Here is an 11,640-nt window from a genome sequence, read left to right on the forward strand (position 1 = left end):
GGGTGCGGATCATTACGAACAGCAGTACAGGGACCGTGTCATCAAACAGCTTCATCGCCGCGCGGCGCAATTTGGATATTCACTACAGCCTCAGGACTCGCCAGCGTGAAGGTGAGTTTCTTAGGAACACTTTGATCAATTCAATCCGGGCGTGGGTTTGGAATGTTGGGTTTCGCCCCAGTGGGCCGTGACTGGCGGATATTTTCGAAATTCGCTTTCAGCGCCTTCGTTTTATGGCGGCGGCGTGTGGGCGCCGGAGTTGACGCATTGGGGTTACGTTCGCCTCGCCGTCATGGGCGGCGTTATCTCGGGCTACGATTACGGCAAGTGGGGATTTGGCCACGATCATAAGGTCGGGCCCGTGGCTGCGCCTTTGATCATGGCCGAATACGGTCGTATCGGCGCGAATATCATCTTGATTCCGCCGATACCATCAAGCGACTTGCCTTTTACGCTGGGTTTCCAGCTTCGCGTTCGTTTTTGGTAAGCGGATCGTCATCACCTGAATCCAGTGTTTCCAGCACCGGTAAAAGCCGAATCTTCCGAGGTGAGCCTTTACGGGAGACCGAACACCTCTCAACTTTTAAAATTCACCTGCGCCAATCGGCCGTGGACCTCAAGCGTCAGCGCTTCGATGCGTTCGCTCATTTGCCGCGTGATCTCGGTGAGTTGCGTATTCTGCTCGAGCAGCGCGACGAGTTGATCCGCCTGCTTCGCCGCCTGCTTCTGGCGTTCCTCGTTCGCTGCGGCGATATCTTCCCGATGTCGGGCATCGGCGTCCGAATTCACCTTGTCGCGATCAGCCTGCCGTGTTTGCGCGAGCAGGATCAGCGGCGCAGCATAAGCAGCCTGAAGACTAAAGGCGAGGTTGAGCAAGATAAACGGATAGATGTCGAACTTCGTCAGGCCCGCGACGTTCACCCCGATCCAGCACGCGACAATAACTGTCTGTCCGATCAGAAAAGTGGGCGTGCCGAAGAACCGTGCGAAGCGTTCGGCTTTGAGCGCGAACCAGTCATCGCCGAATACCGATGAAAGATGCATGTGCGGCAGATGAAAACGCAGATGGTGGCGCTTGTCTCCACCGTGTTCGTCGGGCGGAAAAGGTTTGCTCATGGTCGCTCGCGATGAATGGAATACGTGTTGACGTTATACACATCCAGGCAAGCGACCGCATGAACGAAAAGCGTGGAAAGCGCCTACGCCTTGCCGATCTCGAACTCAAACTCCGCTACACCATCGACCCCGCCCGCAACCTTGTCGCCGCGCTTCAACGCGCCGACGCCGGCCGGCGTGCCGCTGAAAATCAGGTCGCCAGGTTTGATGACAACTGCTTGCGACACGTGGCTGATGATGTCCGCGACCGGCCAGATCATGTCGGCGAGATCGCCCGTTTGCCGCGTTGCGCCATTCACCGATAACCAGATCCTGCCGGTTCCCGGATGGCCGATTTTCTCGGCGAGATGAATGGCCGTGACGGGTGCGGATTCATCGAAACCCTTGGCCCAGTCCCAGGGCCGGCTCATTTTCTTGGCGATTGCCTGCAGGTCGCGACGCGTCAGATCGACGCCAACGCTATAACCCAGCACGTAATCGAGCGCGTCCTTGGGATCGATCCTGCTCCCCGCCTTGCCGATCGCAATCACCATTTCGATCTCGTGATGCAGGTCTTCGGTCAGCATCGGATAAGCGAGCGTTCCTGCCGCGGGCACAACGGCGTCGGTGGGTTTGGTAAAGAAGAACGGCGGTTCGCGATCCGGGTTCGCGCCCATTTCACGAGCGTGATCGGCGTAGTTGCGTCCGACGCAAAACACGCGGCGCACTGAAAACGACGCCGTCGATCCGGCGATGGGAACCGCAACGATGGGAGAAGGAGCGAAGACGTATTCGGTCATATCGAGTACTCGAAGAGATGGGGTGTCGGTGCAGAAAGGCTGCATCACCCATGAACGATATGCTTCGAGCATCTTCCATAGCAGGACAAAACCGGCCCGCGCCTTGGACTAAACTGACCGGCCCGCAAATTGCGCTGCACGGAATTGCGTCGGCGATAAACCCTCAGCCTGACGAAAGCGCCGCGTGAAATAGGCTTCATCGCGAAAGCCGACCAGGAAAGCGATGTCCTTCACGCGGCGTGTATCGTCGGCGAGCAGCGCTTTTGCGCGGCTGATTCGCTGGTCCGTGACCCATTGCACGAAAGTGCGTCCGGTTTCCTTCTTCATCAAACGCGCGACATACCCCGTCGTCAAACCGGCGGCGTCCGCGGTGGATCGCAGGGACAGCGCGTCGTCGTTCAGGTGCTTGAGTACATGGCGCATCACCTTGCTGACTGAGTCGCGGCGGCTGACGGCCCGCTCGTTGAGCGCCGCGAGTTGCAGCAACGAGTCCGCGTATCGTGCGCAAACCAGTCCGATCAACTGCAGCAGGTATCCGCGCAAGCGGCCGACGGCGCCAAATCCCCGCGTGCCATCGATGTCCATCATGACCCGAACGATGCGTTCCACCTCGGCGAGATCGGCCGGCACGAGCTGGAAATCCAGCTCGCTCTGAAAGCGGAAGGGCGCCAGCTCCGGAAAGCGGACGACAGGAACGTTGTTCAGGTCGATACGGCCATCGTAGGCATCGATATCGAGCCCGAGGAAATCCAGCGCGAAGTTGATCACGATAAACCGCGATTGCGCCGGATGCGGGATCATATGCGCCAGATGCGGCGCGATAAACGCGACGGCTCCGGTTGGAAACGCACGGGTTACATCGCCGATATGCTGCTGCGTGTCGCCCCCCAGATTGATCTGGATCTGGAAGTAGTCGTGCTTGTGCCGTTCCGTGATGGCGGAGCGCAGGGTCTGGTCGCGAATATAGAAGTCGAGCCGGTCGCTGCGCTCAGGCATGGCGTAAGTCCGCGATGCACGTCTGGCAATGGAATTCATCGACATGGATTCTGGGGCGGTTACGTAAGAAAACCTACGTTATTAGCATACAGCGTGGCTTCAAAACTCGCCGGTGACGTACGAAGCGCAGCATCGAGCAAGGTCGTGATTTCCTGTTTGCTGCGACCTTCAACAAGGTCGAATCTGAGTAATGGCTTTGACGGTTCCCTCTGGTGGCATGAAAACCCCGTTTAGTGCGATACCCGACAGTATTGGGACGTTTCAAACGAACTGATTGTTTTCCCAAGAAAACAATCAGTCAAGGAATCGCCAAACAAAGTATTCCGGAAGCCTTGAAATAAAGGCCATATCACGAGTAGGGTGGCGAATGCTAGGGCGCTGCAAGCGGTAACATCGAACACGACGTCGATTGCTTGGCGTCGACTTGTTCGGGGACACCACTTGCGCGCCCTTGCCTACTCTTGCCACATGCTGGGCCCACAACGCCCAGGTCACCGACTCAAAAGCGTTCCATGACCTCTGTACTTCTACTCGAAAATATCCACGACACCGCGGTTGCCCGTTTCAGCGAGTCAAAGCTCGAGGTCGAGCGGCGCGCAGGCGCGCTTGCTGGCGCAGAGCTGCTGAGCGCGCTCCAGGCGCACAACCTTGTCGGGATTCGATCGGCGACGCATCTCCGGCGCGATGAAATCGATGCCGCGCGTCATCTGCTTGCGATTGGCTGCTTTTGCATCGGTACGTCGCAAGTCGATCTGAACGCCGCTGCACAAGCAGGCATTCCGGTGTTCAACGCGCCGTTTTCGAACACGCGTTCGGTGGCGGAACTGGTTATTGCAGAAGCCATTCTGCTATTGCGCCGCGTGCCGGAAAAAAGCGTACAGGCGCATGCGGGCAAGTGGGCGAAGGGCGCAAGCGGGTCGTTCGAAGCGCGCGGCAAGACGATCGCGATCGTGGGTTACGGCAACATCGGCTCGCAGGTTGGCGTGCTTGCCGAAGCCATGGGAATGCGCGTGGTTTATTACGATGTGCAGGCGCGTTTGTCGCTGGGCTCGGCGCGTGCATCGCAATCGTTGGCCGACGCCGTATCGCAAGCCGACGTCGTCACACTCCATGTGCCGGCGACCGCGCAAACCAACTGCATGATCGATGCAGAGACGATCGCCTGCTTCAAACCCGGCGCAATCCTGATCAACGCGTCGCGCGGATCGGTCGTCGATATCGAAGCGCTCGCGCAAGCGTTGAACGCGAAGCGGCTGGGCGGTGCGGCGATCGATGTATTCCCGGAAGAGCCGAAAACAAACGCCGATGAATTCAAAAGCGTGCTTCAGGGCTTGCCGAACGTGATCCTCACGCCGCACGTCGGCGGCAGCACGGAGGAGGCGCAGGAGAATATTGGCACGGAGGTCGCGACCAAGCTGATTTCGTTTCTGACCACGGGCGACACGGTCGGGGCCGTCAACTTCCCGCACGTGAATCCGGGACCGCTCGACGCAGCCGCGCGTTTGCTCAACGTTCACGGCAATGCGCCGGGCGCGCTCGCCACGCTCAACACAAAGCTTGCAGCGGAGGGCGCGAATATTGTCGCGCAGCATCTGCAAACGCAGGGCGAAACGGGATATGTGGTCACGGATCTGGACCGCGCGCCATCGAATGGATTGATCCAGGCGCTTTCGAAAGAGCCTGGCTTTATCCGAACGCGCTTGCTGTTGAAATAACCGCGCTCGACCAGCTACGAGGTGAGCTTATTCGGGAGCTGACCGCAATTGATGATGTGCGATCAGCCCCGGAGACTAGAACGATTCCTTGAACGGCCGCAAATCGATTTCTTGCGTCCATGCTGACGGATGTTGCGCGTGAATGGCCCAGAACGTTTCGGCGATTGCATCGACGTTGAGCAAGCCATTCTCGCCACGTTCGGCAACGGCTTGCGGACGCGAAGTCCTGAGCCTTTCACCGTCGATACCCCCGTCCACCACCACATGCGCGACGTGCAATCCAAGCGGCCCGAATTCGCGCGCCATGCTTTGGGCGATCATGCGCACGCCCGCTTTCGATGCCGAGAAGTGAGCGAAGCCAGGCTTGCCGCGAAGGCTCGCTGAAGCACCCGTGAAGATCACCGTGCCGCGTCCCAGCGGAACGAGTCTGCGCGCAGCTTCCCGGCCCACGAGGAATGCGCCCACGGGTCCGGTGCGCATGAAGCTTTCGAAATCGTCCAGGCTCAAATCGCGAAAATCGGCGCGCCTGTTATTGCCGACGTTATAAATGACGAGCGACGGCGGTTCAATTCCTTCGCGGGACGCCATGGCTTTATCGAAGAGATTGAGGACGTCGGGTTCCGATGTTGCATCGGTTACGACTGACTCGGCGTGATGCCCGTTCACCGTAATCGCGCGCACGACGGTGTCGAGCTTTTCAAGCGAACGGCCCGCGACAAACACGTGATAATCCTGCTGCGCAATCAGTTTGCAGAGCGCGGCACCCAGGCCGAGTTCCGCGCCTACGCCAATTACGATCGCACTTTTACGCGTCATGGGAGCACCTTGAGGTTGGTATCGAAGAACGTGATTCGATTCTATGCGTGTAACCTCAAGCATGCTTGAATGGTTGTCCTTACATGGAGCACTTCCACATGCCGGGTCATGCAGGAAGCTGTCATCGCGGCGCAGTCCCGCGCGAACCGTTTATTTGAAGTCCCAGCGCATCTGCTCGACAATGCCCACGCCCCGCGATGTACGCACGCATTCGCTGACATAGTCGGTGAACGGCAATGGCTCGAAGCCGATTTCATCGCGCAGACGATGGTTGTCGAAGGTGTAATCGAGCGCGGCAAAGCCAGCATACAGCCGCAGCGCGTGTTCGATCAGCCGGCCGCTCGCCGAGTTCTCGCGGCCGACAACCTCGCGCGCCATCTTGCGAAAATCGCGCTCGCCGCAAATGGTGTAGCGGCGGCCGTGAATGCCGGTGGCTTCGTCCATCGCGATCAGGATCTTGCCGATAGTCGGCGCTTCCGTTCCCGCCGACACGTGGTACAGGTCGAACGCCAGAGTCGGCTTCACGGCAAGCAGCATCAGCGCGCGTGCGCAATCGTCGCCGGAGACGACATCGAGCCGGCTCATGGCGCGTGCGGTGAAACGGCGCGCGCCATGCACCACGCGCATCACCCAGAAAATGCTCGCCGACGGCAGTGTCCCCAGCACGGTATGCCCCACCACGATCGATGGCCGCGCGACCACCAGCGGCAGCCGTGGAAAGTTGCTGCGCAGCAGATGTTCGGCGTCCCGCTTGCTTTGCGTGTAGGGCACGAGATGTCCCGCGTCCGCCTGCGAAAACGCTGACTCCCGCACGTTGCCGCCGCATTGCGTACCGCATGCCATTGCGGTGCTGACGTGCAGGAAGCGTTGCAGCGCGGCGCTTCCATCGAAACGCGATGCAAAGCGCAACGTGTCGCGCACATTGATATCGAGCACTTGCGGGTTGCTCGAGAACGATGCCATTGCGGCGCAGTTGATCACATGAGATGCGTCGCGAAGACGCGCGAGATCGGCGCCGCAGAACTCGCCGCCCAGTTCGCCCACGATCACGTTCGCCGCGCTCAAACGCTCCGCTTGTACGTGAGGCAAGCCGCACCGCGCGGCTGAAGCGCGTAGCCGCGCGATCGCCTCGCTGATGTCGGCGGCACGCACGAGACACACCACGCGGTCCAGCAAGCCGCCATTGACCAGCGAAACCAGCACATTCCCGCCGATAAAACCCGTCGCCCCCGTGAGTACAAGACTGGCCACACCGGCCGGACGTGCCTGTCTGTGAGGCGCCGGACGTTCAGGCCAGGTGCGGGGAGCATAGGAGGCGTAGTTGAGAGGGGTTTGCCATGCGAACATTGTGTGCTCCGTTCGGTAACAGGACAGGGTCGTAAAGGATCGACGGGAACGAGGGGGGATCAATAGCGGTAGGTCAGCGCCGATATCGCGAAGTAATTGACCTTCTTCTGCACGATCGGGCTGTCGCCGGAATTGCCGATAAGACGGCTTGCGCCAGCTTCGGTGTGCACGGACCATCGTGGGGAGAAGACGGTGGCGGTCCAGCCGACCGAAACCTTCGCGCTGTCGATACCGCCTTTCACCGAATAAGGCCGGAAGTTGCTGTTGGCCGCTTGTGCGTCGGTAACGCCAAAGAAGGTTTGCGCATAACGCCCGGTGCCCGCGTGGATGGAGCCGGTGATATCGACTTGATTCGTGGGCGTTTGCAGAACCGGCACGGTCATGGCGACGTGACCGCTCAAGCCGCGGCCGGTATGTGTGAGCGGTTGGTCGAGCGTCACGCTGATGGTCGATGTACCGAACACATGCGCGCCCGCCTGCACGGAGAGCATCAGCGAGCCCGGAATGCGGCCCATGCCCTTGAGGTAATTAGAGCCGGGCAGGTCGGCGCGATTGCTGTCGCTGCGGCCGAAGTCGTAATCGAGCGCCGTCGATACAAACAAGCCGTTCGCAAATTCCTTCTTGTAGCCGGCGCCTTCCATGGGGCTGAGAAAAAAGCCGTTGTCGAACTGGGCGGCGATAACCGGCGCGACGACCGGCCGATAATCGCGGCTACCCTCATATCGCGGTGCAATGCCGGTGGCGAGCGAAAACATATAGATATTCTCGGCGTGCGCCAGTGAGACACCGGTCAGGCCGAGCGTCGAAAGACAAAGGTGAGACAGACGTTTGCGCACAGTGGGAGCGTTCGAGGGAGAGGAAGCCGCAGTGTAGGTAGGCGGCTCTCCCGCGTCTGTCTTGAATCTGCGGGGATTTGTGCGGGTTTGTGTTCGCGTGTCGGCAAGTGTTTCAGCGAAGCTTGCTCACGCGCGTATTCTTGCGATATTGCCGTTTCGATCCCACGCCGATGAACCCATCAAACGCACTGATACGATCCGCCATGTGTTGCACTCTGTTTGCGTTCGCGAGTCCAATTGCGGGCTCTAATGCGATCGCAGCGGGTGCGCGCACGAATCACGGTAACGATCCGTTCTTTCAGATATCTACGGCTGTTGCGCATTGCCCCGCGCCTTTAGGTCCGTTGCAGACCGACCAGGAATGGCTCGACGATGCCCATTACCGCATCGAGCGCGGCAATAGCTGCTGGGTAGAGGGGCGATGCCGTTTGTCCAATGCATATCGATACGATGGCGAGATTGCCGAAGCCGTGCAACGGCGTCTGAACGCAATCAACACGACCGTGCACTGGCGTGAAAATTCGACGCTATGGCTCACGCTGCAGCGGCGATTTATCTATGTGCAAGGGTGTGTATCGAAGCAATTCGATACCGCCAAATTTCTGTCCGAGCTGGAAAAGACAGCGGATGTGGATCGGGTTGTCGACAACACCACGACCACGCCTTCCAGGCTACCGTTGCCGTACAAAACGCCCGATGACTGATGCCTGCAGGGGGGCGAGGCGTGCGCGAAATCGGTTTTGGCGACATTGAGCGCATTCGCGCGACCGCCGCAAGCCATCCACCGCACAGCCTCGCTTCAGCAACTCAATTCTGCGGCACGTTCGCCTTGTTGCCCGCGAGCGGCGAGCCATAACCGCCGCTTTGCGTGTTATTGGGCAAACCGTTGACCAGCTGAGCGCGCGGATCGGTCGGATTCAGGTTCATCTCTCCGGCCTGCACATTGCCGTGACTGGGATATTCGCTCCCGAGCGGCGCATTCGGCATCAGACGAGGATTATTCGCCGGTGCGCTCATGTCGTCGTTCGGGCTCTGTCCGTGATTCATGCCCGTGGTTTGCGCCACGGCTCCTTGCGCGGCGAACGAGGTCACAAGCGCCGCGGCGGTTACCGTCAAAATGCGGTTCAACTTAACGTGATTAACCATGACTGAACTCCCTTTGTTGGGTTTTCGTGTCCGTGATTTATTGGATTCGCGTTAAGCCGTCACGCGTTTTTATGGGTAAGTCTGCTTGGCGAAACTTGCGACCTTATTTGCGCGCCTTCTTCAACTTCTCTTCGCGCTTGGGCCTGTCGTCGATGATTTTTGTCCGGGCCTTGTTCTTCAGCTTCTTCCACTTCTTGCACTCGTCCTTCGTGCGCAAGCAGCCAATGCACAGGCCGGTTTTGCTGTCGAACTTGCAGATGCTGATGCAGGGCGATTCAACTGCCATATCAATCCAATGGAATCTGAGAAAAATGCGTGCTGCTCACCACGTGAAATCTCGCACAATGCATGCCCGAGTGCCAAAAACATAATTGCGATCAGGCCAATAGCCGACGCAGCACGGGTGTACACAAATTGTTCATCCGGGTAGCTAATCCGTGGCACGTGTGACCCGGATGCTAAGATTTGGAACATTCCGTCGCGTTGTGCGTAAAGACTGTATGTTATGTCGTGCATTACGCCACCTGCGACCTACCGGCTTTTGCTTCGGACCATGCAAAAACCCCCACTGTTCTCGACGCTGAGCCAGCTTGAATTCGAGCGCGCCGTACTGGGACGCGTTGTGGCCGGCATGCCGCTCGCCGAAGTGCTCGAACACGTGATCCATCGGGTGGAAAACCGCTCGGAGCAGCCCATGCGCGCCTCCGTGCTGCTGGTCGATGCCACCGGAAAACGCCTCGTTCATGGCGCGGCGCCGAGTTTGCCCGACGAATACAACCGCATTGTCGACGGCCTCGAAACCGGCCCTTTAATGGGATCGTGCGGGGCCGCGGCGTTTCGCGGGGAACCGGTGATTGTCGAGGACATTGATACAGACCCGGTCTGGGCCGCTTTTCGCGATATCGCCCGGAAGTTCGAATTGCGCGCGTGCTGGTCCATGCCCATTTGCGCCGCCGATGGCCGCGTGCTCGGCACCTTCGCCAATTACTATTCGATGCCGAAAAAGCCGTCGCCCGAAGAACTGGACGACATTGCGCAAGTGGCGAGCGTGACGGCGCTGGCAATCGAGCGGCACGCTGGCGACCGCGCGTTGCGGGAAAGCGAAGAGCGTTTGCGGATCGCGCAGCAGGCCGGCGGGATCGGCACCTTCGAGCTGTTTCCGGACAGCGGGCGTATTGCGGTATCGGAGGAACTTTGCTGGCAGTGGGGTTTGACGCCCCGCCATGAGACTCATCTCGACGTGCTGCTGGACCTCGTGCATCCCGATGACCGCGCACGCGTGCTGACGGCGCACCAGGACATGCATACGGGCGCGCTGGATTATCTCGAATATCGCATCCGCCGCGCGGACAATGGCGAAGAGCGCTGGATGGCACGCCGCGGCGAAGCCATCGCCAACAGCAGCGGCGGCCTGCGTTTTCTTGGCGTGACCTACGACATCACGGGCCACAAGCGTTTCGAAGAACGCCTGCGCGTGAGCGAAACGCAATTGCGCCGCCTGAACGATTCGCTCGCGGCCGAAGTCGATGCCCGCACTCGCGAGCGCAACAGCATCTGGCGCAATTCGCGCGATCTTTTTATCGTGGCGACCAGTTCGGGCGTGCTGCGTGCAGTGAATCCCGCGTGGACCGACATCCTGGGTTTTCGCGAGGACGAACTGATCGGCAAGTCGTTCGCGGAAATCGTTCATCCGGATGACGTGGAAGCCACCGAGACCGCGCTGCAATCCGTCGCGCGTTCGGGGATCGTGCGGTTTGAAAATCGTAACCGTCACAAGGACGGGTCTTACCGATGGGTATCGTGGGTCGCGGCGCCCGAGGGCGACACCCTGTACGGCAACGGCCGCGATGTCACCAGCGAGAAGGAAACCCAGCACGCGCTGCAGCAAACCGAAGAGGCCTTGCGTCAGGCGCAGAAGATGGAGGCGCTCGGGCAACTGACAGGCGGTATCGCGCACGATTTCAACAATCTGCTGCAAGGCATTACCGGTCCGCTCGAACTGATCCGCCGTTATACCCAGCTCGGCCGGACGGACGACATCGACCGCTTCATCACGATGGCAACCGGCGCTGCGAACCGCGCCGCGTCGCTGACGCATCGTCTGCTGGCGTTTTCGCGGCGTCAGCCGCTCGACCCGAAGCCGGTGAACGCGGACGAGTTGCTGCATTCCATCGACGATCTGCTCAAGCGCACGATGGGCGAGGCGATCGATACACGCGTGATTCCCAATCCGAGACTCTGGCTCACGCGCTGCGATGCAAATCAGCTCGAAAACGCCGTGCTGAACTTCGCGATCAACGCGCGTGACGCGATGCCCGAAGGCGGCCGCCTGACGCTCGAGACGGACAACGTGGAACTTGGGCCCGAGTTCGCAACGTCGCATCCCGATGTCGCGCCGGGCCAGTACGTGGTGGTATCGGCGTCGGATACGGGCGCCGGCATGCCCGACGACGTCAAGGCGCGCGCCTTCGATCCGTTCTATACGACCAAGCCGCTCGGGCAGGGCACGGGGCTGGGTTTATCGATGGCGTACGGGTTTGCCAAGCAATCGGGCGGAATCGCGACCATCGAAAGCGCGCCCGATGCCGGTACGACCATCCGGCTGTATTTGCCGCGGTTCACCGGCGGTGCGGGCAAGACCGAGGTGACAACGGAACTGACGGAAGCGCATCGCGCAGCCGGCGGCCACGTGATCCTGGTGGTTGAAGACGATGCGTCGGTGCGTGAGCTCGTGTGCGAGATCCTGCGCGACCTGAATTACGAGGTGCTGGAGGCCGTCGACGGACCGTCCGGACTTGCGATACTGCATTCGCCGGCGCGTATTGACCTGCTGGTCACCGATGTTGGCCTGCCCGGGCGGCATCGGGAAGCTGGCGGCCGTTCAGCCCA

At 60.0% G+C, this 11,640-nt stretch carries 11 protein-coding genes and 1 pseudogene; 4 read left to right on the forward strand and 8 right to left on the reverse strand.

Annotation, left to right across the window (positions count from 1 at the left end; genetic code table 11):
* Positions 1-124: 124 nt before the first annotated feature.
* Positions 125-487 (forward strand): annotated as a pseudogene (locus ACRXB1_RS18955) (hypothetical protein); the annotation flags it as partial.
* An 89-nt stretch (positions 488-576) separates the two neighbouring features.
* Here the strand turns inward: ACRXB1_RS18955 and ACRXB1_RS18960 are convergent.
* The 3 genes from ACRXB1_RS18960 to ACRXB1_RS18970 form a co-directional block, all read right to left on the reverse strand.
* Positions 577-1,116 carry a DUF1003 domain-containing protein gene (locus ACRXB1_RS18960; RefSeq protein WP_062171826.1) on the reverse strand — a complete coding sequence of 180 codons (540 nt, stop codon included), beginning with the start codon at positions 1,114-1,116 and terminating at the stop codon, positions 577-579.
* Positions 1,117-1,199: 83 nt separating this feature from the next.
* On the reverse strand, positions 1,200-1,895 hold the full coding sequence (locus ACRXB1_RS18965) for a fumarylacetoacetate hydrolase family protein (RefSeq protein WP_449492865.1): 696 nt from the start codon (positions 1,893-1,895) through the stop codon (positions 1,200-1,202).
* 108 nt (positions 1,896-2,003) lie between these two features.
* Positions 2,004-2,936, reverse strand: coding sequence for a helix-turn-helix transcriptional regulator (locus tag ACRXB1_RS18970; protein ID WP_449492866.1), 933 nt, complete (start codon positions 2,934-2,936; stop codon positions 2,004-2,006).
* A 416-nt stretch (positions 2,937-3,352) separates the two neighbouring features.
* Here ACRXB1_RS18970 and serA point away from each other — a divergent pair, with 416 nt between their 5' ends.
* Complete coding sequence (serA, locus tag ACRXB1_RS18975) at positions 3,353-4,606, forward strand: phosphoglycerate dehydrogenase (RefSeq protein WP_449492867.1); 1,254 nt, start codon at positions 3,353-3,355, stop codon at positions 4,604-4,606.
* 75 nt (positions 4,607-4,681) lie between these two features.
* On the opposite strand, the gene ACRXB1_RS18980 is transcribed toward serA, so the two are convergent.
* The 3 genes from ACRXB1_RS18980 to ACRXB1_RS18990 form a co-directional block, all read right to left on the reverse strand.
* Complete coding sequence (locus ACRXB1_RS18980; protein WP_449492868.1) at positions 4,682-5,422, reverse strand: SDR family NAD(P)-dependent oxidoreductase; 741 nt, start codon at positions 5,420-5,422, stop codon at positions 4,682-4,684.
* A gap of 150 nt (positions 5,423-5,572) precedes the next feature.
* Entirely contained in the window at positions 5,573-6,769 is a 1,197-nt protein-coding gene (locus tag ACRXB1_RS18985; protein WP_449492869.1) for an SDR family oxidoreductase, read from the reverse strand.
* 59 nt (positions 6,770-6,828) lie between these two features.
* On the reverse strand, positions 6,829-7,524 hold the full coding sequence (locus tag ACRXB1_RS18990; RefSeq protein WP_449492873.1) for a MipA/OmpV family protein: 696 nt from the start codon (positions 7,522-7,524) through the stop codon (positions 6,829-6,831).
* A gap of 284 nt (positions 7,525-7,808) precedes the next feature.
* On the opposite strand from ACRXB1_RS18990, the gene ACRXB1_RS18995 reads away from it, so the two are divergent.
* Complete coding sequence (locus ACRXB1_RS18995) at positions 7,809-8,309, forward strand: hypothetical protein (protein ID WP_449492870.1); 501 nt, start codon at positions 7,809-7,811, stop codon at positions 8,307-8,309.
* 103 nt (positions 8,310-8,412) lie between these two features.
* Here the strand turns inward: ACRXB1_RS18995 and ACRXB1_RS19000 are convergent, their stop codons facing one another.
* Together ACRXB1_RS19000 and ACRXB1_RS19005 are read right to left on the reverse strand one after the other, a co-directional pair.
* Positions 8,413-8,751: a hypothetical protein gene (locus tag ACRXB1_RS19000; protein WP_449492871.1), complete on the reverse strand. Its 339-nt coding sequence runs from the start codon at positions 8,749-8,751 to the stop codon at positions 8,413-8,415.
* 103 nt (positions 8,752-8,854) lie between these two features.
* Complete coding sequence (locus ACRXB1_RS19005) at positions 8,855-9,037, reverse strand: DUF1289 domain-containing protein (RefSeq protein WP_062171814.1); 183 nt, start codon at positions 9,035-9,037, stop codon at positions 8,855-8,857.
* A 267-nt stretch (positions 9,038-9,304) separates the two neighbouring features.
* Between ACRXB1_RS19005 and ACRXB1_RS19010 the strand changes: the two genes are divergently transcribed.
* The coding region (locus tag ACRXB1_RS19010) for a PAS domain-containing protein (protein WP_449492872.1) at positions 9,305-11,640 on the forward strand (2,336 nt) is incomplete at its 3' end.

This window comes from Caballeronia sp. M23-90, assembly GCF_053574605.1.

Bases quoted from the DNA above. Each gene is read 5' to 3' on its own strand.
- ACRXB1_RS18960 (WP_062171826.1), bottom strand. From the start codon at position 1,116: ATGAGCAAACCTTTTCCGCCCGACGAACACGGTGGAGACAAGCGCCAC.
- ACRXB1_RS18965 (WP_449492865.1), bottom strand. From the start codon at position 1,895: ATGACCGAATACGTCTTCGCTCCTTCTCCCATCGTTGCGGTTCCCATC.
- ACRXB1_RS18970 (WP_449492866.1), bottom strand. From the start codon at position 2,936: ATGTCGATGAATTCCATTGCCAGACGTGCATCGCGGACTTACGCCATG.
- ACRXB1_RS18980 (WP_449492868.1), bottom strand. From the start codon at position 5,422: ATGACGCGTAAAAGTGCGATCGTAATTGGCGTAGGCGCGGAACTCGGC.
- ACRXB1_RS18985 (WP_449492869.1), bottom strand. From the start codon at position 6,769: ATGTTCGCATGGCAAACCCCTCTCAACTACGCCTCCTATGCTCCCCGC.
- ACRXB1_RS18990 (WP_449492873.1), bottom strand. From the start codon at position 7,524: ATGTTTTCGCTCGCCACCGGCATTGCACCGCGATATGAGGGTAGCCGC.
- ACRXB1_RS18995 (WP_449492870.1), top strand. From the start codon at position 7,809: ATGTGTTGCACTCTGTTTGCGTTCGCGAGTCCAATTGCGGGCTCTAAT.
- ACRXB1_RS19000 (WP_449492871.1), bottom strand. From the start codon at position 8,751: ATGGTTAATCACGTTAAGTTGAACCGCATTTTGACGGTAACCGCCGCG.
- ACRXB1_RS19005 (WP_062171814.1), bottom strand. From the start codon at position 9,037: ATGGCAGTTGAATCGCCCTGCATCAGCATCTGCAAGTTCGACAGCAAA.